Origin of the sequence: Streptomyces sp. NPDC088794 (assembly GCF_044750545.1) — a bacterium.
Taxonomy (GTDB): domain Bacteria; phylum Actinomycetota; class Actinomycetes; order Streptomycetales; family Streptomycetaceae; genus Streptomyces.
In genome coordinates this window covers 12,724-33,534 of record NZ_JBIVKB010000030.1, presented here as the reverse complement: position 1 = coordinate 33,534, position 20,811 = coordinate 12,724, and the positions used below count along the sequence as shown (strand labels likewise).

Sequence of the window (20,811 nt, the reverse complement as noted above, 5' to 3'; positions counted from 1 at the left end):
AAAGCATGACGGCAGCTCAGGACGGTCTGTCTGGCCATGGAATGAAGTCCCTCGGTTCGGCGCGCGCTGCCTCGTGCCGACTCGCCTTCCCGGACTCCGCGAAGTATGCGCAACTCCTTCACGGCGTTATGGGCTCGTGCCGTTACCGTTTCAACATCCTTACACAGAGCTACGTTTCAGCCGACTTCCGCCTGAAGCGTGCCGATCTCTGTCGGCGACGGGTGAATCGGGACCCGGTTCCGACGCTTGGGTTCTGGGGGTCCTGATGCCGGCGGCACTGTGGGGGGGTACGTCCGCACAGCCGAGGACGCCTGGCGACCGGCCGAGCCTCACTGATGGCCGACGAGGCGGTGCGCGAGTCGGCTCCACCAGCCGCGAAGGTGCGGGCACAGCGGGCCCTGGGCCGACAACGGTGCTGCCTCGCGCTCGACCGAACCTCCCATCACGTCCGCGCATTCGCCGAGTTGATGAACGACCGCCAAGGCAGGCACCTCGACCAGTGGATCGCCAGCGTTCAGGCCGATGACCTGCCCGCCCTGCACACCTTCGTCACCGGGCTTGGCCAGGCCCTCGACGCCGTCGTCGCCGGCCTCAGCCTCCGCTACAGCTCCGGCGCCGTCGAAGGCCACAACAACAAGATGCTGAAGAGGCAGATGTTCGGCCGAGCCAACGTCGACCTGCTCCGCAAACGCGTCCTCCTCACCGCGCGAGGCCGTTCATGATCTCGGTTTCGGTGACCCTCCGTGGCCCCGGCACTGAAAGTGATCCAGAACCCAGGTTCAGCCGCCGCCGACAGTGAGTAGCGAATTCGGCCAGTCCTACCAGCACGGCTCTGTGCAGAGTGATATGTACCCCAGAGTGACACGCCAGCCCTGTCGGGAAATTCAGTTCCCTGGGCTCGAAGGTTCCGATTGCGGCTCCGCGGAAGCCCTCACAGTGGCGAACGGTTGGATGGTGACAGCGAAGCGTACAGCGGCACGGGATATCTCGAGGTTCATCGAGTTCCTCGTTCGGTCTCTGCTAACGACGGGACCCGTTCCAGCGAGTGATCAGGAGCGCGTTCACTACAACTGCGGGTGCCCCCGCGACCATCAGATAGCTGGGCAGCAGCAGTGCTACGGCCGCCCATGCCACGAGCACGTCGAAGACGATCAGCGTCACGAGCAAGCCGCGGCCGTTGCGAAGCAGGCGTTCGACGATCTGCCATGCAGTCACTTCGTAGATCCCATCGGACATGATTGACCTGGGTCGAGGGGCGCCTCAGTGGCACGCCCCCTCGACCCACCGGGAGTGAGAGAACCTAGGTGGCATTACGGCCACTTTGCGCGGAATCCACAGTGTTTGAGAAGTTGTCTGATGTTTTGGGTGCGTCGTAATGGCCCGTGCGGCCGTCGCTGCAGGGCGGTCGCACGGGTTCGTACAGGTCATGCGGGGGCAGCGACGAAGGCAGCCGGGCAGATCCTCCTCCAGGCGTTCACGGCGTATGCATCCCGTTGAACCGCCCAGGGAGCGGAGGTGACCGACATACCTCCGCTCCCTGGGCTCCCGTGGCTCCCCTAAAGGTCACCGTGGAGCGTGCCCGGTGCCGTCCGTTGCTCCAGGGTGGACAGTAGCCGTTGCCGATCGGACAGGCGGACCAGCAGCAGCGGCATCTCCATTCGCTGCCCCTTGTTGCCTTCCAGTACGAGCAGGCTGGTGCTTCTCGACCGTCCTGTGCTGCGGCCGGTGACCGAGACCGAGGCGAGCTCGGTCCAGGGGATCCGCGACGTACGTCCGCGGAAGCGCACGGCAACGCCCTCCTGGTCCAGCCTGATCTGCATGAGCCGGGTCAGCAGCGGTACCGCGAGCAGTGCGGCAGTCAGACCGACCCACAGCAGCCGGCCTGGGAGACTGTGGCTGAGAGCCACCCGGGGCAGCAGAAGCAGCAGGCCGGGTGCGACCAGCAGCAGGCCGAACCGGAGGGCAGGCCGGACGACCAGGTCCGGCTCACGATGCTCCCGCAGTGACAATGGACCTTCCTCACTCTCTCTCATGCTCACTGCCCGCAGATCTTCCGCAGGTTGCTGATCAGCGGGTCGATGGGCGCGGACCGCATTCCTGGGAGCTTGCCCGTCGCCCAGCTTGTGCCGCCCACCGTCGCCAGGTCGGCTCCGAGGTAGAGCGAGGACTCTGCGCAGTCCCACCCCGAACCGTAGTGGCACTTGTCCACGGTGAGCGCGGCCTGGGTGACCGTGGTCACCGTCAGCGCCGTCCAGAACACGGCGGCAGCGATCGGTGGCACACGCCTGCGCTGAGGATGGTGCAGGCCGCTCCGACGGTTCCGGCGACCGCGGTGACCACGGTCGCGATCGCGTGACCGCGCCGACGGCCACGACACACAAGAGCAGGCCGGCGGCGATCAGGATCACGCCCCGCCGCAACGGGCGGACGGGCTGCGGCAGTTGGTGCCGTAAACCGGCGGCTCGCTCAATGACCAGGCGCTGTCTGGTCCGGTACGCGAACCGCTCGCGGGCCGTGGCCCACCCGAAGCCGAGCACCACGATCACGACGACGTTCGCGGCCAGCGACATCCACCCGGCCCCCGGCAACTCCACCCAGACCACGATGACCGCAAGAGCAGGCGCGGCGATCAACACCAGCTCCGGCAGCAGGGCCAGCCAGTACAACAGCCCCGCCGCCAGGCCCGTCTCCACCATGCCGACCCAGTCCGGGCCGCACGCCGCCACCTCGCTTCACGACGGATCCGGCTCCACCGCGATCGCCCACACCACGCTCAGCAACAACGCCAGGACAGGCCACAGCCGGCGCCGCGCCCACGGCACGGGGCGCGCCTGCATCCACTCGGCGGCGTCGACGGACAGCCACCGGCGGGAACGGCGCCCGGCGGGAGAGGAACGGGTATGTGGGACACGCCAGGATTGTGCGGTAGCCCCGCAGCCGGTCGAACGCGGATCAGCCCCCGTCACCCGGCCAGTGGGCCGAGACCGCTGCTGCACCCTCCGCCACCCCACCCCCACGCGGCTGTGGCCTGCGGCGATCGGGAAACGGTTTGTGGTGAGGAGGGAAGCGCAGGTGCTGACAGCAGGCCGATATCGGCTGCACCCCCTGGGGACGGGGTGCGATGGCGAGGTCCGGCGGTCGCGGGACGAGTCGGTGAACGCGGGCACCCGCTCATCCGTACCCAACTGAAGCCCGGCACGGGCCCGGCACAAGCGCATTGACGTCAGGGGGTGGTCGGATGCCCGGGGGAAGTCGCCACGGCGGAACGATCCCTGCGCGCCGTGCGACCGCCGTCCGCGGAGGGGCCGTCGATGCCGCGCGGCTGGCGCGGGCCGCGGTGTTCGCGGCCGTCTGTGTGGTGGCTACGTCCCTGGGGCATGCGCTGATGTCCGGTGACACGCTGCCCTGGTGGGCGGTCGTCTACGCGTTCGCCGGGGCGGTCGCGGGCTCCTGGTGGCTGACCGGCCGGGAGCGGGGTGCCGCCGTGGTCGTCGGCGCCACGGTCGTCACCCAGGGGCTGCTGCATCTGCTGTTCGAACTCGCCCATCGGCTGGCCCGTGCGCCGGCCGCCGCGACCGGTGTCCCCGGGGCGGAAGGCACGTCCGGCACGGAGCGCCGGTCGGCGGTCTCCCACACCGGCATGGTGATGCAGCACGCGGGATCGATGGGGATGCCCTCGGACTCACCGCTGCCGTCCGGCATGGCGCAGTTCGGCTTGGCCGGCATGGTTGTGGCGCACCTGCTCGCCGCCGTCGTGTGCGGGTTGTGGCTGTGGCGGGGTGAAGCGGCGACGCACCGGATCGGCCGGGCGCTGGCCGTGGCGTTGTTCGCGCCGCTGCGCCGGGTCTGGACCGTGCTTTTCTCTGCGATGCCCGGGGCCGAGGCACCGTCACGCGGACCGGCCTTCGGCACCGGGGAGCACCGCCCGCCGGCTCCCTCGCTGCTGAGGCACGCGGTGGTGCGCAGGGGGCCACCGCGGGGCCGTTCGCCAGTGAAGTCGCGTGTCTTCCGATCCGCTGCTCGCCGTACGGCCGTGATCTCGGCCTGATCCCGGCGGTGGCCGTGGCCGGAGGACAGGCGGACGGTCGGCGTGCATGTGCGTCGGCCCCCTCATTCCGGCCCGGGCTGTGCCCAGCCGTGTCGGCCGATCGGCACTCGTCGTACCGGCCGTCTGCCTCGGCACCGGCTCAGCCCCGTCATTGATCGGGAGTTCCATGTCCATGTACCACCACGCCTCCGGCCGTTCGCCCCTGCGCGAGACCGCGTCAGCGGTGCGGCCGGTGCCGTCCGAACCGCGCCTCGCGCCTCCGCGCCGTCCGCGCACCCGTCTCGCCGCCTGCTGCGCCGTCGTCGTCACGACAGCCGCCCTGCTGTCCGGCTGCGGCGGCGACTCCTCCGGCAGCACATCCGACAAGGCGGCCTCGTCCTCTCCCTCCGTGTCTCCGTCCAAGAGCATGGACGGCATGTCCGACATGAACATGTCGTACGGTGACCCGAAGGCCACCCCCGCCGACAAGGTGCCCGGTGCCGACGTGGTGAAGGGCGCGTTCCAGCTGCTGGACACCCGCCCGCCCGGCATGGACGACGTCAAGGGCACCGCCTGGCTCGCCCAGGGCTCCACGGGCACCACGGTGACCGTGTCCCTGACCGGCCTCGAGCCCGGCCACCACTACATGGCCCACCTGCACGCACAGCACTGCTCCGCCGCCGACGGAGGCGAGCATTTCCAGTTCACCAAGGGCGGCCCGGCCAAGCCGCCGAACGAGGTGTGGCTGACCTTCACCGCCGACAAGTCCGGCATGGGGATGACGACGGTGAACAACGCGAAGAGGACCGGCGAGGGCGCCGTCGCCCTCGTCGTCCACCCCGTGGAAGCGATGGACAACCGGATCGCATGCGCGGACTTCGACTTTTGAGGGCGTCGGCCGCCCTGCTGGGATGTCTGGGCGTGCTGCTGGTCTTCGGCGGCACACCCGCATACGCCCACACCGCACTGAAGGACGCGACACCGGCGCCCGGCTCCACGGTCGGCACCGGTACCAGCGTCATCGAGCTGACCTTCGCCCAGCTGAAGCCGGGCACCACTCCGAAGGTCGGCATGGTCGGTCCCGACGGTACCAAGGTGCCCGTCGGGCAGCCCGTGGTGGCCGACGGCGCCGTCACCTGCGCCACCGTCGAGCCCCTGCACGCGGGCGTCACCACGCTCACCTACACCGTCACCGCCGCCGACGGCGACACCCAGACGAACGCGTTCCAGTTCCAGGTCGCCGACGGCGCGCAGGCCGCGACCGCGCCCGCCGCCTGCAAGGGTCTGACCCTGTCCGCGCCGGCCGCGGCGCCGGGTGCGGAGACGGAGGCCGACGACACGATCATGGGACTCGACCGCACCACCGCACTCCTCGCCCTGACGGCGGTCGCCGTCGTGGTCGTCGGCGGGGTGCTCGTCGCCGTGCGCGCGAAGCGCGGGGTCCGACCGACCGGAAGGAGAAGGGCCGTCTGACAGGTCGGCAGGCCAGGCCCGGCGGACAGCCGGGCCTGGCCACCGCCGGGGAACCCGCTCCGGGCACCCCGGCGGTCACCGCCCCGTGGGCGACTGGAATAGTGGCGTGCGCCATGAACGTCCAGGTACGGGCTGCCACCGATCTGAGACTGCTGAGGGCCGCGGTGTTCTCAGCGGTGTGTGTGGCGCTGTCCGCGAGTGGGCACGCCCTGGCCTCGGGCGGCGGGATCCCGGTGTTGTCCCTGGCGGCCGGCTGGGCCGGGTTGGCGGGCCTGGTGGGGCCGTTGGCCGGACGGGAACGTTCGCTGCCCGGCATCGCGCTCACCCTGCTGGGCGGTGAGATCGGCCTGCACCTGCTGTTCTCCTTCGGGCAGGGCTCGACGACGCAGGCTCCGGTGAACCAATCCACGCGTGTGGTGACGCTGGCTGAACGGCTTCTCTGCGGCGCCGGTTCGGCGCATCTCACCCCGGAGAGTGCGGCGCGGATCCTGCGGCGGGCGCGGATCGATCCGGCCGGTGCCGTCCCCGTCGCCCACAGCACCGCGAGCATGGCCGGAATGGCCGGTCACGGCGGGCACACGATGATGCCGGGTTCGATGCTCACGCCGCCGATGCTCGCCGCGCACGCGGCCGCAGCCGTAATGACGGGCTGGGTCCTGTACCGCTGCGAGATCGCCGCGTGGCAGGCCGTCCGGCTGCCGGCGCTGGTCGCGGACCACATGGCTCGCCTCGTCCTGCTGTGGCGGCTGTGCGGCCTGCTCACCGCGGCCGCCTCGCTCCTGGTGCCGGTCGCGGCGCTGCTGAAGCTCCTGTGCATGCTCGTACCGCGCAGGGCGGAGGACCGTACCCGACGGGTGCGCTCCGCGGTGCTGCGGATGTGCATCGTCCGGCGCGGTCCGCCCGCGGTGGTCGCGGCGGCCTGAGTCTCCCTGCGCGCCTGTGCCGCGGGGCGGGCGAGGCCGCCCTGGTGCCAAGGGCGAGTCCCCTCTGTGTGTCGGGCCGTGCGGCCGTCGGTGACGGCCCCGGACCGCCCCCCCACCTGCGGTGTCCGGCTGCTCACAGAGCCGTCGGCGCGGCAGGGGTGTCTCGCCTCCCCGACCCCGCATGCGGACCGCACCCTTCATCCGGGGCGCGCCGTATGCCTCACCGCTTCGCATTCAGGAGCCTCACGATGCACACCTCTTCCGCGCGCCGCTCGGCCATGGCCACGGCGCTCGTCGCCACGTTCGGGCTCGGCCTGGCCGCCTGCGACGGCGCGTCCGACAGCCGGTCGGCCGTTGTCGTCTCCACTCCCGCCGCCGACTCCTCCTCCGTTCGTCCGGGCGCCGTCACCCTTGATCCGCCGGACGCCAAGCCCGCCCTGACCCTCACTGACCAGGACGGCCACTCCTACGACCTCGCCAAGCAGACCGCGGGACACCCGACGCTGCTGTACTTCGGCTACACCCACTGCCCGGACGTGTGCCCCACGACGATGGCTGACCTCTCCCAGGCCGCGCGCGGACTGCCGACGGCCGAGCGGAGCAGCCTGCGCGTGGTCTTCGTCAGCACGGACCCCACCCGCGACACCCCCCAGGGCCTCAAACGGTGGCTCGGCGCGATCGATCCCCGGTTCATCGGTCTGACCGGCGACTTCACCGCTGTTCAGCGCGCGGCGAAGAGCCTGGGCGTCGGCATATCCGCGCCGGTGAAGCACAAGGACGGCAGCGTGACCGTCAGCCATGGCGCCGAGGTGTTCGCCTTCTCTCCCAAAGACGACAAGGCCCACCTCTTCTACACCTCCGGAACCTCCGAGCAGCGGTACGCCGCAGACCTGCCGGAGATCGTCAAGGGAGAGAACCCGTGACACACCGTCCGTCCCGTCTCCGTACAGGGGCCACCGCCGTGCTCCTGCTCGGTACCGCCCTGCTGACCGGCTGCTCACACGCCCAGGCTCCGGCGGCCGGCGCCGCGTTCACGGGCAACGCCGTCCACGACGCACCGGTGCTGAAGGTGACCGGCGCCTACATACGGCAGCCGCCCACGGCCGACATGGCCGCCGGCTACCTCACCGTCACCGACACCGGCCGGCAGCCGGCCGAACTCACCGGCGTGACCAGCGACATCGCCACGAGCGTCACCATGCACCGGACCACGGCAGAGAACCAGATGGAGCCGGTGAAGGGGTTCACTATTCCCGCGGGCGGCACCCTGGTGCTGCGCGCCGGCGGCAACCACCTGATGCTGACGGGCCTCAAGAAGAAGCCGACCGCGGGCGAGACGGTCACCCTGCGCCTGCACTTCACCAGTGCCGACCCGATCACGGTACGAGCGCCGGTGGAACCGGCGACGTACCAGCCCTCGGCCTGACCCACGGGCAAGGGCTCCGCCGGGGCCCCGACGCGCCTCGGCGGGCCCGCGCCCCGCCAGACATCCGTACTCCCGAGTTCTCCCAAGGCTTCCACATGCCATTCGACACCACCCGCCACCACGACACGGGCGACTACCACGACGGGCCGCCCGCAATCCCCCACAGGCAGCCACCGGGCACGGCCGCCGCCAACGGTGCGGCGGACCCCATGGCCGGGGCGGCCGGTGGCACCGTCGCCTCCGCGGCGGGGCACCGTCCCACACGCCTCACCGGGTACGGCGGCACCGCCGTACCCTCCACTTCCACCGCGTCCGTCAAACGGGCGTCGCCACTGCCCTCCGGACCGTCGGTCGCCCCATGCGCTTCGTCCGTCACGAGGCAGGCACCGTCTTCGCCTCTTCCGGCGGAGCGGCACCGGGCCAGTACGCCGGCCGACACCTGTTGGAGGGATGACATGAACGGCATGGACCGCACCGGCGTGCACATGACCGGACCGATGTGGATGCCAACGGCACCCCCGACCCCGGAACGGCTGCTGGCCTGGCACCCCCAGCCACTGCCGGTCGAGCCCCTGGTCTGTCTGCTGGCCCTGGCCGCCTACGGCCTGGCCGTGTGGCGGCTGCGGCGGCGCGGCGACCACTGGCCCATCGCCCGCACCCTGCTGTGGACCGTGGGCGTGCTCACCGCCGGGCTGGTGACCTGCACCGGCGTGAACGGCTACGGCATGCGACTCTTCAGCGTGCACATGGTGCAGCACATGGTGCTGTCCATGCTCTCGCCGATCCTGCTGCTGCTCGGCGCGCCGATCACCCTGGCCCTGCGGGCGCTGCCCCCGGCCGGGCAGGGCCGCAGCGGCCCCAGAGAGGTGATCACCTGGTTCCTGCACAGTCGCGCGGCCCGGGTGATCTCCTCCCCGTTGTTCACCCTGCCGCTGTTCGTCGCCAGCTTGTACGGCCTGTACTTCACCCCGTTGTTCGGCCTCCTGATGCACAGTTGGCTGGGGCACGAGTGGATGCTCGCCCACTTCCTGGCGACCGGGCTGCTGTTCTTCTGGCCCATCATCGGTGCCGACCCGGCTCCACGCCGCCCCTCCCACCTGCTGCGGATGCTGGAACTGTTCATCGGAATGCCCTTCCATGCCTTCTTCGGCATCGCCGTGATGATGTCCAGCACCCTCGTCGCCACTTTCTTCGCCCACCCTCCGACCGCCTGGCACCTGAGCCCCCTCGCCGACCAGAACACCGGCGGCGGCATCGCCTGGGCCTTCAGCGAGATCCCCACGCTGCTGGTACTGATGGCCGTGCTCGTCCAGTGGGCCGGCAGCGATCGCCGCACCGCCGCCCGCACCGACCGCCAGGCCGACCGGGACCACGACGCGGAGCTGGCCGCGTACAACGCCTATCTCGCACGCCTCGCCGCCCGCGACAACACCGTGTGAGTGACCGGTGGCCATACCCGGAAGCCCCTTCTCGCGGCGGCTGAGAAGGGGCGGAATCCGGGAGCCGGGTAAGGAGGGACACCGGCCTTGGGCGGCGCCCGGCATCCCGGTGCGAGCGTCGTCCTGGAGGTACTCCGTCGTGGGCTGGAAAGCGACGGGCGTTCAGCGACGGACGCTGTGACGGACCGGAACGGAGCCCGCTGGATTCCCCGCCGGCCCAGGGCGACATGTCCAGCGCGTCCAGGGGAAGTCGGTGCCGCACGTGAAGGGCGGACTGCCATCCGACGATCGTCCGCGGGTACGGGTTCAGGACGGAGGATCCGCGGCCGGCCACCGGCGTCGGCCCGGCCCGCCTCCTGTCACGCCGGGTCAGGACGGCAGGAGGTGCGGCGCGTACTCGCGAACAGCGTCCATCAGTTGTCGCTTCGACGGGTTGACCATGGCGTGCCCGGCGACGGTGACGGTGGGCACCGTCTCGTTCCCGTCCGCTACGGAGCGTACGAACGCCGCTGCGTCCTTGTCCCGCCAGATGTTCCGCTTGGTGTAGCGCAGGCGGGTGAAGAGCAGGTTCAGCCGCAGGTTCATACAGAACACGCAGCCGGGCCGCCAGTACATCACTACACCCTCGTGTTCCTCGGACATGCCATTCCCCCATGCGGTGCTGCTGTCCCGGGCTCCTGGAACACCCAGCCTAGTGGACGCCCGGGACCGTACCTCGGGGCGTGGCCAGGCCCTTGGCGGGGAGAGCGGACCGAAGGGCGGTTCCGGCCGCGGCCCGCGTACGGGGAGACGAATCCCCCGGGGAGGGGTTGTCGCCGTCCGCCGTCGGCAAGCAACCGCGCGGGTGATTCCCAAGGGCGGGGCGGGAGGTTGCGGATCGCCCGCAGCAAAAGGCGGGCAGTGACGTCCGGACGCGGTGGCCTGTCGGGATTCCTGTCTCCGACTCGGCGACCACGAGGTCCCTCTCGACGCTCCAGTCTTTCGTAGGCTGCCCTTCTGCGGCACGGGGACGAGTTCACGCCACGGGCCGCTCGACAGCTCCCCCTCAGGCCAGAACGCCCACGTCGGCATCGCCTCTGCTGTCGTGGTGGAGAACACGAGTAGCTCGCTTGCCCATGCCACCGCGCGGTTGCAGGGCGACGGGCCACGTCTACACGCTTGTGGAGCGGGCGCGAGCCTCCGGTGCGTCATGGGCACTGTCCATGGCGCCGGTGTCGGCACCGTTGCCGGGCTCACCCGCGTGGCCTGAGGGGCCAGCCGGGCGTTGAGCGTGCAACTCGTCACGCAGGCGGCGGACTTCTTCTGTCAGGGCGGCGATCTCACCGGTCGTCTGGGCCTCGGTGGCCCGGAGTTCGGAGAAGCGGTCCATGAACCAGGACGCGAGGGTCGCGGTGACCAGACCCGCGAGCGCGATGCCGCCGACCATCAACGCGATGGCGATCAGCCGTCCCTGAGTGGTCGTGGGGTAGAGGTCGCCGTAACCGACGGTGGTGACCGTGGTGATCGACCACCACAGGGCGTCGCCGAACGTCGTGATCGAGGCGTCCGGGTTGCGCCGCTCGACGTCGAGGATCGTCAGGCTGGAGAGGAACAGCAGCAGGGCAGTGCAGGCAGCCACGTAGGTGCCCAGACGTAGCCGGACGCGGCCCAGGGTGGAGGCGTTGCGACGCACCACCATGAACACGACGGTCACCAACCGCAGGGGGCGCAGCGGCGGCAGGAGCAGGGTCGCCAGGTCGAACAGCCGTACCTTGACGAACTGCCATCGGCTGCCGGCCAGAGCGAAGCGCAGGACGAACTCGACGGCCAGCAGCGCCCAGATCACGAAGGTCACGGTCTCGGCTGCGTGACGCCAGGCGAGGGGCAACCCGGGGGCCAGGATCGGCACCGCGTAGGCCGTGAGATAGACCGTCGCGAGGGCGATGAGCCAGCCGCCGGTGCGCTGCTCCCAGCGTCGAAGCCGTTGGTCCCTGAAGGCAGGTGTGGCAGACATGGCACGCCATTGTGGCATCGGGCCCTGTACGGCAGTCACGGCGGTGCACCTGAGCCCCGGAGCGGTGCGCCCAGACCTGCTGCGCTGCCAGGCGCGCACCCACCCGGCAGGGTGACAGCGAGGTCAAACACCGTCGAACTCCGGCGGATCCTGATGTTCCGGTAGCTCTGCGCGTGGGCTTGGTCGGCCGGAAGGCCCACGGCCGCGCGGCGGAGCGGCGGAGCGGCCCGCGAGCCGAACATCCGGGGCCGGGGTCCGCGCCTGGGCAGGCGTTCGAGGGCTCGGCGCAGCGCCCTGTGGGAGGCCGGACTGGTGAGACCGAGGGACATGCCCCAGGCGTCGCGGACCAGCAGGACGCGTTGCGAGACACCGCTGCGGGAGAAGTAGGTCAGCAGCCGTACCCGCTCGATCCGGGACAAGTCCACGGTGCGCTCGCCGGCGAGTGTCCGCGCGGTCAGCAGGGTTCCGGAGTGGTGCTGCTGCCGCTTCTCCGTGTTCACCTCGGTGAACAGCATCATTCCGGCCGGTCCGGCGACCAGCGCCGAGGCGCTCACCGCACAGGTGGCGGCACGGCCACCCCGTGACCACGCTCACCGTCGCCCTCATGGAGCAGGCACCCGGCGATGTCAGGGCCCGCCGTGAGGTGACCAGAAAGTCGACGAGCGAAACCGGCCCGAACCGGATCTGCTGGTGCCAACGGCCGACTACGACGGAGACCGCACCTGGTTCACGCCGGACGAGGCGCGACTCGTCATCGAGGTCGTCCCGCCCGAGTCCGCACACCGGGACCGCACGGTCAAGCTGCGCAAGTACGCGGAGGCCGGCATCCCGCGCCACTGGTGCGTCGAGGGCGAGGACGGGTCCCTCGCCGTGCACGTCCACGAACTCGATGGGCCCACCCGCGCCTACGCACCCGCCGGCACCTTCCGAGACACCCTCCAGCGTCCGGCGCCCTTCGAGATCAGCCTGGATCTCGGCAAGCCCACACCGCCCCGAGCCGGCTGAGAAGCCGGCGCCGGGGCGACACGGACTGCGGGAAGAGTCGCGTGTCAGCGCTCCCGGGTCCGCCGGATCCCGCACCACACCCTGCCGGACTGCCACGAACGGAGACGCGTCTCGTTGGGGGCGGGCAGGGTGGCGCGTTCGGCGATGACGGCCTTGAGCACGTCGTCGTCGCCCGAACCCGCGTGGTTGGCGCGGCCGTTGCCGACGAGGTGGACGGTGCTGTCCTTGGCGATGACGCCGAGGCACAGCGGGCCGGGCAGGGCTGCGTAGCCGTCGCGGCAGATGTCCACGCTGGCCTGGTGCCCGAGGTGACGGTGTGGTGGATCATCACCCCGTTCACCGGGCCCCAGGCGCCCTTGTGGTTGCGGGTGCGCCAGCCGACGACCTTGACACCCTCGGCCTTCAGCGCGGCCACGACGCGGGCTGCGGACAGGGGTGTCGCCATGGAATCTCCAGACGCGGGACGGGAGACAAGGGGGTGTCAGGCCGTATGGCGTGTTGCTTCGGCGGCGTCGGTCTCCGAGGCGTTCTCGGCGGCCAGTAGTTCGTTCAGCACCTGGAGGGCGCCGCTGATGCGGAGCACGGTCTGCTGGAGGTCGGCCTGTCGGCCCTCCAGTTCGGTGAGCATCCGCTGACCTTCGCGGTACTCGGCCTCCAGTTCGGAGACGCGCTTTTCTATTTCGGCTCTCATGCCGGTCTTCCTTCACAGAGGTGCGTGGTCAGTCCTAAGCCAGGGGCTCGATAACCCAGCGGTAGGCGTCGTTGGACCCGGAATTCGCCCAGACGGTGTGGACGGTCCCACTTGTCGGAGAGCTGGAGACGAAGGCGTACTTCGCCCGCATGACGTGGAAGAGCTGGACGTTCAGCTGTCCTGCGGCGAGTCTCTTCAGCACCGCCAGCTCGGCCTCGCCGATGGTGACCGATCCGATGGTCAGTGACTCGGCATGGACTCCCCCGGCCCAGAGGTCGTTGTGGGTGTCAGAGCTCAGATTCCCGGTTTTGATGTGCAATCCGTCCGGCCTCCCCTCGACGCGGTGCCAGTACCTGCTGCTGTGGTGGAACCGGATGCTGGGGTAGACGTCTGCCTGAAGGGGATTCCCGTGACCCTGGAAGAGCTCCAGGAACAATCGTTTTCCGCCGGAGGTCGTGTCGTCCCGTTGCAGCCGTAGGTGAGGCTCCGCGGGTTCGTGGGTGTCGAAGTGCTGAGTGGTCCATCGGGCTGTGAACGGCCCACTGCCAAGAGAGATGTCACCGCCGGCGCCGATGGTGAGCCGGCTCGCTTGGCTGGTGACAAAGGTCAGCGGGCTGGTGGTCCCGGTGCCCACGATCATGCCCGCCGCCGCACCGAACACACCCGTGTCGTGTGCCATCACCCGCGCGTCCACCTTCGCGGTCCGCACCGACAGCTTGGTGCTGCCGGCGCCCACGACGTCGACGACCCGACCCCACTCCCCTGTGCCCGCGTCCGGCGTGTTGGTCCCGATGCCCAGATGGCCGGCGGCGGTGACGCTGAGCCGGGGCGCCCCCGAGGTGACCAGGGTCAGCGGGCTGGCGGACACGGTGCCCACGGCCATGCCCGGCGCCGTGCCGAACGCGCCCCCCTCGTGCGCCACCACGCGCCCCTCGATGTTCTCGGTCCGCACCGACAGCCTGGTCTTCGCGGCGCCCACCACGTCGAGGACCTGGTCCCACGCGTCCGTGTCGTCAAGGACGGTGGTGCCAATGCCGACATCGCCGTCCGGGGAGACGAAGAGCCTCGTCGTGCCGTCCTCGGGATCGTCGGGGCCGTACGTCCTGACGTGCAGGCCCACTCCCGCGACGGGCCGCCGGTCGTACTCGACGGAGTAGCCCTCGTCCGCGCTCTCCGACCCGGCCCGCAGCCGGATCCCGCCGCGGTGTCCGTCGCCGCCCGCCACCTTGAACGTCAGGTGCCGGTCCTGCGGGCTGTAGTCGCCGATATCCAGGTCGCTGCCGGGGTCGGTGGTGCCGATCCCGAGCGCGCCCGCGACCGAAAGGGTGGAGCGCTGCGCCGCGGTGAGGTCCACCACGACCTTGTCGTTCGCGACCGCGAGCCGGGCGAGCAGCACCGTGTGGTCGTCCAGGTCGCGCGGCGCGTCGTCCGGGGCGACCGTGGTGGTGCCGTCCGGGGCCACCACCACGATCCTGGGGCTCTCGTCCCAGCGCCGCGCCCCCGCCCCGCCGGGAGCCTCGTCGGGTGTCAGGTCCGTCTCGGTCTCCCGATAGGCGAGGTGCACCTCGATGCCCTGCTGGTCGGCGAAGTCCTCGTCGAGCTGCAGGGTCGTGCCGGACTCCAGGACGAGGTGCCGGCCCAGCGCGTCCACCGCCATGCCGGCGGCCACGGTGATCCGCAGCTCGGCGCCCGAGGTCACCGTCAGGCCGGTGGCGACGCCGGTGAGCCGCAGCAGTCGGCTCTGCCGGCGCTCCCGGTCGAGATGGAACTTCTGTTCGTCGATGAAGTCCTGGTCCTGCAGGAACTGCCCGTCGAAGAAGCGGACGCGCTTCGGTACGACGTCGGGTTGGCTGTAGTCCGCCATCGGGCTTCCTCCGAATGTCAAGATGTGTCGCTCGTGCCGAGCTGGGTGTTCCTACCGAGGAGGAGCGGCTTCGGTTCGCCGCCCTCGCGTGCGATCAGTTCCTCGGAGACCAGCCGCATCGTGGGCACCACGACCTTGAGCGCGTAGAAGGTGTGCGCCGGCTTCTCCCGGTCGATGATCGTCCTGGCGATCTCCTGGACCCGGCGCAGCTCCGCGGGGTCGGTCCTTCTGAGCGTCAGCCGGACCTGGAAGTAGTGGGCGGGAGTCTCGAAGTCGTCGACGACGAGCACGTCGTCGCGGGCTACGCCGCCGTCCCGCGGCCACAGGTAGATCTCCAGCATCCGGCGCAGCCCCGCGAGGGTGCCCCGCTGCCGGTACAGCGGCACGATCTCGCTGATGAACCCGCGCTTGACGTCCGGGGACCAGTCCGCGCGCAGGCTCAGGCCGACCCACCCAGCGAGCCACGGCAGGAAGTCCTCGCGGGCGTCCAGCGGGTCGATGTGGTCGGCGGAGCCGGTGATGAGCTGTTCGAGGCCCGTGACTCCCCCGGCGTCGTTGCGGCCGGTCAGTACGGCCTCGAACGCGAGCAGGAACCGGCCGGCGAACGGGTCCTCCCGGAACGGCGCCGGCAGGTGGTCGAGATAGCGGCTCATCCTGGAAGCCTCCAGGTCGACGAGTACGTTCTGCCGTAGTTGCCGTAAGCCGTCAGGTCCACCCCGGTCAGCCGCACCAGCTGGTGGACGTCGAGTGCGACGTGGTCCGCTCCGGCGTTGCCGTCCGCGTCGGCACGGGCGAGGCGGACGTTCTCGACGTAGTCGGTCGACGGCGACTGTTCGAGCACGCCGTAGACCTCTGAGGGGTGCACGCTCTGCCCGAAGCTCCGGCCGGCACCGGCGTCACCGCCGATGAACGGGTCGTAGAAGTCCTGCAACCGGTCCAGCGCGTCGGCGAGGGCGGCCTCCGGCACGGCGTCCTCGCGCAGCGCCAGGTCGGCCGCGATCGTGAGGTCGACGTACTGCGGGCCGACCACGTGGTGGCGGACCGTCAGGATCCGCCGGGGGTCGAGGAACCCGTGCAGGGCGGTGGTCAGGGCCTCCCCCGGCAGTGGGTGCGTGCCGCCGTCACCGCCCGGCTCGGGCAGGACGACGACGCTGACGTGCGCCGGGGCGTGCGCGTCCGGGTCGGGACCGGCGAGGTTCCGGCCCGGCACGCACCGCACCCGCCGTACCCCGGGCAGTCCGGCCGCCTGCGACTGCTCGGGCCAGGTCGTGCGGACCAGGTACTCGTAGTCGTCCGCGGTGGCGGCCCGGTACCGCTCGTGCAGCGTGGCCACGCTCTGGCGTACGGCCGCGTCGAGATCGCTGCTGCCCAGCGGCTCCCACCCGGGACCGCCGAGCAGCCGCAGGAACTTCAGGGTGTGGCTCTGCGGCAGCTGGTCGACCTGGTACAGCTGCATCTCGGTCAGCCAGGCCAGCAGTTCGACGAGGACGATGCCGGGGTCGCCGGGGTTGTGGTCGGTCCACTCCGGCAGCAGGACGGGGATGAGGGCCCGTGCCTCGCCGACCAGGTCGTCGAAGTCGAGGTCGTCGAGGTTCGGCAGCTCGATCGGCACGGAAATCCTCACTCTCCCAGGGTCACGGTGATGGCGTGCGCGCCGGAGTACACCAGTGCCCGCTCCAGCCATCGGGTCAGGTCCTCAGCCACCGGCCCGGCCGCGAGTTCGGCCAGCGAGCGGCCGAACAGCGCCTCCAGCCGCTCACCGAGTTCGTTGGAGTGCGCCACCGTCGTCACCGTGAGGGCGGGAACGTGGTCGACGCCGGCGACGGCGCCGATCAGCGCGTACAAATCCGAGCGGTGCGGTTTGCGGCCGAAGGCCCAGCCCGTGCCGTCCGGTCCCCCGGTCAGCGGGTGCAGGAAGCGCTCCAGGGCCTGCTCGACCCGTCCGCCGACCGGTCCGGCGGCGTCCGGGGAGGACGCCACCACCGTCGCGGCGACGGTCACCTCGATCCACTCCGGGCCCGCGACCCAGAGCGCGGTGGTCGGGCCGCACCGCGCCCGCAGGTACTCCTCGACCCGGCGCAGCAGTCCCAGGCCCGGTATCGGACGGGGCGCTCCGGAGTGCGGGACCACGACGAGCCCGACCCCGCCGGCGTCCGCCTCCGCCTCCCTGTGCTCCTCCCGCGGTTCCTCGGTCGCCGGGTCGAACCAGAGGGAGAACGGGTCGAACCCGCTGGGCAGTACCGCCCGGACCCGGGCCACCTCGGCCGAGGACTCGAACGCGAGGTCCTCGAAGTCCTGCGCCGTGACGGCCCGGTCGCGGTGGCGCAGCGAGCTCGGCCCCCTGGATCGCACCCGCTCCAGCGGCTCCCACTCGCTGCCGCCGGAGGCGGGCTCGTGATGGGTGACCGAGTCGACGGACGGGATGGCGGACTTCAGCGTCACGACGGTTCCCGCGGCGCGGTTGCCCTGCTCGCCGCCGCCCGTGCGGTAGGAGACGCGGATGTTGTTCTGCCCGGCCGGTGGTATCCGTCCGGCCCGGCCGTCGCCGAAGGCGATCTCTCCGGTCCGGGGGTCGACGGTGTAGTGGCGGTCGCCCGGACCGGAGCGGTGGAAGTCGGTCACCGCGTGCCAGCGCACCCAGACGTCCCCGAACTCCTCGTCGACCGTCACCGCGTCGGCGCCCTCGGTCTCCGTCAGTACGGCTTCCTCCGCCGCCGAGGGCCGTTCCGGCTCCCGTACCACCAGGCGCTGACCGGGCAGGACCGGGCTCTGCGCGGTGGTGAGCCGCCGCCCCGCCTCGCCGGTGCCCGATCCGAGGATCTCGTCGGTGACGGTGACGGCCTGGGTCGCCCAGGCCGTGTTCGGCAGGATCCGGCGCAGCCTCGGGGTGACCGGGAAGCTGCCCTGCCGCTGCCGGAGCCGCAGCCAGCAGCGGCTCTGTCCGAAGTGCTCCCGGGCGGTCAAGTCGGCCGGTCCGACGAACCTCACCATGCCCCGGTCGGTCAGTGTGGCGGTCTCGTCGACCGCGGCCAGCGTCCGCCAGCCGTCGGGGCCGCTGTACTCCCACACCAGTTCGGCGCGGTCGGCCGGCGCGGTCCCAGCGAGCCGGTCGGCCGTCACCTCGTCCGGTTCCGGTGGTTCGGCCTGGAGGTAGAGCGTGACCGGCCGGTTGCCGAACGGCCGGTCGAAGCCGAGGTAGAGGGCAGGGTCCTGCTCCGGGTTCGGGGTGAAGGGAGTGACGGACCACGGCGTTCCGGGGTCAAGGTGGTGGGTGACGAGGCGGAAGTCGTTGTGCGTGACGCAGACCGTAGCCGGGACGGGCGTCGTCAGTCCCTGCCGGGAACTCCACCACAGGGTCCTGACCACCGGTGGTGCGAGGGTGGCGTCGACGGGTTCGTAGGTGCCGTAGTCGCCGTCGATCAGGCGGACGCGCAGCCAGTATTCCTCGACGCCGTTCACCTCGGTGCGTGCGAAGCCCTCGGGCGGGGTGAGCACCAGGGTCGCGTCGGTGGTGAAGGCGTAGTCCGGGGCCTCCGCGTCCGGGTCCGGGTCCTCGGGGGTGGCGGTGACGGGGCGCCAGCGGGTGCCGTCCCATGCCTCCCACACGGTCACCGGGTGTCCCTCGGTGCGCACCGGCGGGACCGGGCCGTCGACGGCGTCCGGGCCGTTGGTCAGGGCCACGTCGAGGGTGAGGTCCGCGCCGGGCCGCACCAGGTTCGCGGGGCACGCCAGGTAGAAGGTGTCGTTGAAGCTCGGCCGTTCCCCGAAGGGGTGGAAGTCCCGGGTCACGTCCAGTGTGCTGCCGCCCGCGAAGGCGCCGGGCGGCGCCACCGGCTCCGGCTCCGTGGTGGTCCGTACGTCGATGCCGGTGACGGTGGGCAGGTCCCAGTCGTGGCCCACGGTCAGCGACTCCACCTGCGGAAGGGTGGCGTACACCCCGCCCTCCTGGACGAGCCGCGCCCGGAGCCAGTGCCCGGAGCGGGCCTGGAAGAGCTCGGAGGGCCAGTCGGCGGGGGCCTGGAAGCCGATCTCGCCGTCGCGGGTCATCGCCCGCGTGCCGTCGGTGAGGCCGGCGCCGCTGTCGCCGACCGCTTCCGCCGCCGTACTGGACTCCCCCAGCCGCCGCCAGAGGCCACGGTCGTAGTACGACCACTCCATGCGCACTGGGGCGGCCGGATCGGCGGCCGCTCCGGGGCGTGCCAGGGTGACGGCGATCCGGACGGTCGTTCCCTGCAGGGCAAGCGACGCGTCTACGCTCACGTAGAAGAACTGGCCCTGTTCCGTCTCCCCGAACGGGAACGCCCCGTCGGCGCTGTCCTGGGGCGTCCGGCTGCCGATCGCGACCGCGTCGGGCGGCAGCCCCCTGGTGCCGTGCGGCATGGGCAGGTCGAGTCGCGCGCGCAGCCAGCCGGCCGGGGTGCCGTTCACGTCGTGCGGGGTCAGCTGTGGCAGGCCGGTGAGGGTCACGGTCCACACGCCGTCCCCCGACGCACGGCCGACCTGCGCCGGTCGCCACCCGGTGCCGTCCCAGTACGACCACGAGACCGGCCATGCGGCGAGCAGCGCGCTGTCCGAGGTGGCGAGGGTCAGGGTGACGTCCTTGGTGCCCTCGGTGGTCAGCACCGGGTCGCAGGCGACGAAGAAGTCGTGGGGTACGGACCGGTCGCCGGTGAACGCGGGGAACGGTGCGTCGAGGCCGCCGGTCGCCTCGGTGGCGCGGTCGGCGTAGCTGTCGCCGGGGGCGTCGTCCACGAGGACGCTCACCAGCCGGGCCCGGTTCACGACCAGGTCGGTCGCGGTCTCGAAGACGACCTCGTCGTCCTCGCCGTCGAGCGGGTCGGCGGCGACCTGGGTGCCGGCCGGGACGAGCGCGTCGGTCCGGCTGCGTTCGGCGAGCTGGAAGGTGAGGGGGACGCGTGCGGGCAGCGGCGGCGCCGGCTGGATCCCGATCAGGTTGAGGAAGGCGAGGTAGTCACGTTCCGGTACCTGGTTGAGGCGCTGCACCACCAGTTCGGCGTAGCGGGCGAAGATGCCGATCAGGGCCTGGCCGGCGTCGGCGCGTCCGTCGGCGGGCGGCTGCCAGCCGCTGTAGCGCGTCGCCAGCTCGGTGGTCTGCGCGACCAGGGCCGCGCGGTCGCGGGGGTCGATGGGCGGGGGCTGTCCGGTCATGCGACGTAGAAGGGGTAGACGAGGTTGAAGCGGCTGTTGTTCGACCGCGTCCGGTAGTTGATCTCGATGAGCAGGCTGTGCCGGTCCTCGGGATCGGGTGCCGCGTGGACGTCCAGGACGTCGATCCGCGGTTCCCAGCGGGCCAGTGCCTCACGCACCGACCGGCTGACCCGTCCCGCGGTGGTCGCGTCGTTGGTGTCGAAGACGGCCTCGTGGATGCCGCAGCCGAAGTCGGGCCGCATCACGCGTTCGCCGGGCGTGGTGCCGAGGATCAGCCGGATCGACTGACGGATCGCCTCGGCGCCGCCGGTGAGCCGTATGCCCTCGGGGTGGTGGGGATCGGGGCCGACGGGGAACGCCCAGCCGGTGCCGAGGAAGCCGCTGTCCGTCACGCCGGTCATCCGATCGTCACCGTGCCCGTGGCCACGACCGTCCCGTTCGGGAGGTCCTGCGGGTCGTTGCAGGTGGTCGCGCGGTCACCGGCCCTGATGGCGGGTTTGCCGTTGATCTTCACCGTGGTGCTGCCGCCTTCGAGGGTGGCCGTGTTCGACGGCTGTTTCTGGAACGAGGTGCCCGGCGGCGCGGGCAGGTGCGGCGGGGTGTTCTCGGCGGTGGAGCCGGCCACCGCGGCCGGTTTGCCCATGATGCTGACGTCCGCGCTCAGCCCGTCGTTGATGATCCCGGTGAACGGGTGCGGCAGTGGTGTCGGCACCGGCGGTGTGCCCGGGACCATGACGATGTGGATGTCGGTGGCCGTGACCACGTCACCCTGCTTGGCGGCGAACTGCCCCATGGAATCCT

21 protein-coding genes and 3 pseudogenes are annotated in these 20,811 nt (G+C 71.1%); 10 read left to right on the top strand and 14 right to left on the bottom strand.

What is annotated here, in order from left to right; translation table 11 throughout:
- Positions 1–416: 416 nt before the first annotated feature.
- Positions 417–722, top strand: a pseudogene (locus tag ACIP6U_RS47130) (transposase); the annotation flags it as partial.
- 298 nt (positions 723–1,020) lie between these two features.
- Here the strand turns inward: ACIP6U_RS47130 and ACIP6U_RS47125 are convergent.
- The 3 genes from ACIP6U_RS47125 to ACIP6U_RS47115 all read right to left on the bottom strand — a co-directional run bounded on the left by ACIP6U_RS47125 (position 1,021) and on the right by ACIP6U_RS47115 (position 2,281).
- Complete coding sequence (locus ACIP6U_RS47125) at positions 1,021–1,215, bottom strand: hypothetical protein (RefSeq protein WP_401729531.1); 195 nt, start codon at positions 1,213–1,215, stop codon at positions 1,021–1,023.
- Positions 1,216–1,556: 341 nt separating this feature from the next.
- Positions 1,557–2,009, bottom strand: a complete 453-nt coding sequence (locus ACIP6U_RS47120; RefSeq protein WP_401729530.1) for a hypothetical protein — start codon at positions 2,007–2,009, stop codon at positions 1,557–1,559.
- Positions 2,010–2,035: 26 nt separating this feature from the next.
- Positions 2,036–2,281 carry a hypothetical protein gene (locus ACIP6U_RS47115; RefSeq protein WP_401729529.1) on the bottom strand — a complete coding sequence of 82 codons (246 nt, stop codon included), beginning with the start codon at positions 2,279–2,281 and terminating at the stop codon, positions 2,036–2,038.
- Positions 2,282–2,469: 188 nt separating this feature from the next.
- On the opposite strand from ACIP6U_RS47115, the gene ACIP6U_RS47110 reads away from it, so the two are divergent.
- The 8 genes from ACIP6U_RS47110 to ACIP6U_RS47075 all read left to right on the top strand — a co-directional run bounded on the left by ACIP6U_RS47110 (position 2,470) and on the right by ACIP6U_RS47075 (position 9,288).
- Entirely contained in the window at positions 2,470–3,189 is a 720-nt protein-coding gene (locus ACIP6U_RS47110; RefSeq protein WP_401729527.1) for a hypothetical protein, read from the top strand.
- 49 nt (positions 3,190–3,238) lie between these two features.
- Positions 3,239–4,048 (top strand): hypothetical protein, encoded by an 810-nt coding sequence (locus ACIP6U_RS47105; protein ID WP_401729526.1) that lies wholly within the window; start codon positions 3,239–3,241, stop codon positions 4,046–4,048.
- 166 nt (positions 4,049–4,214) lie between these two features.
- A complete protein-coding gene (locus tag ACIP6U_RS47100) occupies positions 4,215–4,916 on the top strand; it encodes a superoxide dismutase family protein (RefSeq protein ID WP_401729524.1) in 702 nt (233 codons plus the stop codon).
- On the top strand, positions 4,895–5,500 hold the full coding sequence (locus tag ACIP6U_RS47095; RefSeq protein ID WP_401729522.1) for a copper resistance protein CopC: 606 nt from the start codon (positions 4,895–4,897) through the stop codon (positions 5,498–5,500). Before ACIP6U_RS47100 ends, ACIP6U_RS47095 begins: the two co-directional genes overlap by 22 nt.
- 113 nt (positions 5,501–5,613) lie before the next feature.
- Positions 5,614–6,423 (top strand): hypothetical protein, encoded by an 810-nt coding sequence (locus ACIP6U_RS47090; protein WP_401729521.1) that lies wholly within the window; start codon positions 5,614–5,616, stop codon positions 6,421–6,423.
- Between the two features lie 248 nt (positions 6,424–6,671).
- Positions 6,672–7,346, top strand: coding sequence for an SCO family protein (locus tag ACIP6U_RS47085; protein ID WP_401729519.1), 675 nt, complete (start codon positions 6,672–6,674; stop codon positions 7,344–7,346).
- Positions 7,343–7,849, top strand: a complete 507-nt coding sequence (locus ACIP6U_RS47080; RefSeq protein ID WP_401729518.1) for a copper chaperone PCu(A)C — start codon at positions 7,343–7,345, stop codon at positions 7,847–7,849. The genes ACIP6U_RS47085 and ACIP6U_RS47080 overlap by 4 nt, the downstream gene beginning before the upstream one ends.
- Positions 7,850–8,313: 464 nt before the next feature.
- Positions 8,314–9,288, top strand: a complete 975-nt coding sequence (locus ACIP6U_RS47075; RefSeq protein ID WP_401729542.1) for a cytochrome c oxidase assembly protein — start codon at positions 8,314–8,316, stop codon at positions 9,286–9,288.
- Between the two features lie 369 nt (positions 9,289–9,657).
- Here ACIP6U_RS47075 and ACIP6U_RS47070 read toward each other — a convergent pair whose 3' ends face one another.
- The 3 genes from ACIP6U_RS47070 to ACIP6U_RS47060 form a co-directional block, all read right to left on the bottom strand.
- Positions 9,658–9,930, bottom strand: a complete 273-nt coding sequence (locus tag ACIP6U_RS47070; RefSeq protein ID WP_401729516.1) for a glutaredoxin domain-containing protein — start codon at positions 9,928–9,930, stop codon at positions 9,658–9,660.
- Between the two features lie 508 nt (positions 9,931–10,438).
- The gene (locus ACIP6U_RS47065; protein ID WP_401729514.1) at positions 10,439–11,281 is read right to left on the bottom strand and encodes a potassium channel family protein; all 843 of its coding nucleotides are present in this window, start codon (positions 11,279–11,281) and stop codon (positions 10,439–10,441) included.
- Between the two features lie 35 nt (positions 11,282–11,316).
- Positions 11,317–11,835 (bottom strand): hypothetical protein, encoded by a 519-nt coding sequence (locus ACIP6U_RS47060; protein WP_401729513.1) that lies wholly within the window; start codon positions 11,833–11,835, stop codon positions 11,317–11,319.
- Here ACIP6U_RS47060 and ACIP6U_RS47055 point away from each other — a divergent pair.
- A pseudogene (locus ACIP6U_RS47055) lies at positions 11,832–12,286 on the top strand (Uma2 family endonuclease); the annotation flags it as partial. The gene ACIP6U_RS47060 and the pseudogene ACIP6U_RS47055 overlap by 4 nt on opposite strands.
- A gap of 113 nt (positions 12,287–12,399) precedes the next feature.
- Here ACIP6U_RS47055 and ACIP6U_RS47050 read toward each other — a convergent pair.
- The 8 genes and pseudogenes from ACIP6U_RS47050 to ACIP6U_RS47015 all read right to left on the bottom strand — a co-directional run.
- Positions 12,400–12,731 (bottom strand): annotated as a pseudogene (locus tag ACIP6U_RS47050) (N-acetylmuramoyl-L-alanine amidase); the annotation flags it as partial.
- Between the two features lie 36 nt (positions 12,732–12,767).
- Complete coding sequence (locus ACIP6U_RS47045) at positions 12,768–12,977, bottom strand: hypothetical protein (protein ID WP_401729512.1); 210 nt, start codon at positions 12,975–12,977, stop codon at positions 12,768–12,770.
- Between the two features lie 34 nt (positions 12,978–13,011).
- Positions 13,012–14,841, bottom strand: a complete 1,830-nt coding sequence (locus tag ACIP6U_RS47040; protein ID WP_401729510.1) for a hypothetical protein — start codon at positions 14,839–14,841, stop codon at positions 13,012–13,014.
- A gap of 17 nt (positions 14,842–14,858) precedes the next feature.
- Positions 14,859–15,494 carry a phage tail protein gene (locus ACIP6U_RS47035; protein WP_401729509.1) on the bottom strand — a complete coding sequence of 212 codons (636 nt, stop codon included), beginning with the start codon at positions 15,492–15,494 and terminating at the stop codon, positions 14,859–14,861.
- A complete protein-coding gene (locus ACIP6U_RS47030) occupies positions 15,491–16,465 on the bottom strand; it encodes a hypothetical protein (RefSeq protein ID WP_401729508.1) in 975 nt (324 codons plus the stop codon). The genes ACIP6U_RS47035 and ACIP6U_RS47030 overlap by 4 nt, the downstream gene beginning before the upstream one ends.
- On the bottom strand, positions 16,462–20,010 hold the full coding sequence (locus ACIP6U_RS47025) for a putative baseplate assembly protein (protein ID WP_401729507.1): 3,549 nt from the start codon (positions 20,008–20,010) through the stop codon (positions 16,462–16,464). Before ACIP6U_RS47025 ends, ACIP6U_RS47030 begins: the two co-directional genes overlap by 4 nt.
- Positions 20,007–20,411, bottom strand: coding sequence for a GPW/gp25 family protein (locus ACIP6U_RS47020; protein ID WP_401729505.1), 405 nt, complete (start codon positions 20,409–20,411; stop codon positions 20,007–20,009). Before ACIP6U_RS47020 ends, ACIP6U_RS47025 begins: the two co-directional genes overlap by 4 nt.
- Positions 20,408–20,803 carry a PAAR domain-containing protein gene (locus ACIP6U_RS47015; protein WP_401729504.1) on the bottom strand — a complete coding sequence of 132 codons (396 nt, stop codon included), beginning with the start codon at positions 20,801–20,803 and terminating at the stop codon, positions 20,408–20,410. Before ACIP6U_RS47015 ends, ACIP6U_RS47020 begins: the two co-directional genes overlap by 4 nt.
- Positions 20,804–20,811: the final 8 nt, after the last annotated feature.

Bases quoted from the DNA above. Each gene is read 5' to 3' on its own strand.
- ACIP6U_RS47020 (WP_401729505.1), bottom strand. From the start codon at position 20,411: ATGACCGGCGTGACGGACAGCGGCTTCCTCGGCACCGGCTGGGCGTTC.
- ACIP6U_RS47090 (WP_401729521.1), top strand. From the start codon at position 5,614: ATGAACGTCCAGGTACGGGCTGCCACCGATCTGAGACTGCTGAGGGCC.
- ACIP6U_RS47040 (WP_401729510.1), bottom strand. From the start codon at position 14,841: ATGGCGGACTACAGCCAACCCGACGTCGTACCGAAGCGCGTCCGCTTC.
- ACIP6U_RS47085 (WP_401729519.1), top strand. From the start codon at position 6,672: ATGCACACCTCTTCCGCGCGCCGCTCGGCCATGGCCACGGCGCTCGTC.
- ACIP6U_RS47035 (WP_401729509.1), bottom strand. From the start codon at position 15,494: ATGAGCCGCTATCTCGACCACCTGCCGGCGCCGTTCCGGGAGGACCCG.
- ACIP6U_RS47100 (WP_401729524.1), top strand. From the start codon at position 4,215: ATGTCCATGTACCACCACGCCTCCGGCCGTTCGCCCCTGCGCGAGACC.
- ACIP6U_RS47095 (WP_401729522.1), top strand. From the start codon at position 4,895: ATGCGCGGACTTCGACTTTTGAGGGCGTCGGCCGCCCTGCTGGGATGT.
- ACIP6U_RS47025 (WP_401729507.1), bottom strand. From the start codon at position 20,010: ATGACCGGACAGCCCCCGCCCATCGACCCCCGCGACCGCGCGGCCCTG.
- ACIP6U_RS47015 (WP_401729504.1), bottom strand. From the start codon at position 20,803: ATGGGGCAGTTCGCCGCCAAGCAGGGTGACGTGGTCACGGCCACCGAC.
- ACIP6U_RS47065 (WP_401729514.1), bottom strand. From the start codon at position 11,281: ATGTCTGCCACACCTGCCTTCAGGGACCAACGGCTTCGACGCTGGGAG.
- ACIP6U_RS47110 (WP_401729527.1), top strand. From the start codon at position 2,470: ATGACCAGGCGCTGTCTGGTCCGGTACGCGAACCGCTCGCGGGCCGTG.
- ACIP6U_RS47105 (WP_401729526.1), top strand. From the start codon at position 3,239: ATGCCCGGGGGAAGTCGCCACGGCGGAACGATCCCTGCGCGCCGTGCG.
- ACIP6U_RS47045 (WP_401729512.1), bottom strand. From the start codon at position 12,977: ATGAGAGCCGAAATAGAAAAGCGCGTCTCCGAACTGGAGGCCGAGTAC.
- ACIP6U_RS47075 (WP_401729542.1), top strand. From the start codon at position 8,314: ATGGACCGCACCGGCGTGCACATGACCGGACCGATGTGGATGCCAACG.
- ACIP6U_RS47070 (WP_401729516.1), bottom strand. From the start codon at position 9,930: ATGTCCGAGGAACACGAGGGTGTAGTGATGTACTGGCGGCCCGGCTGC.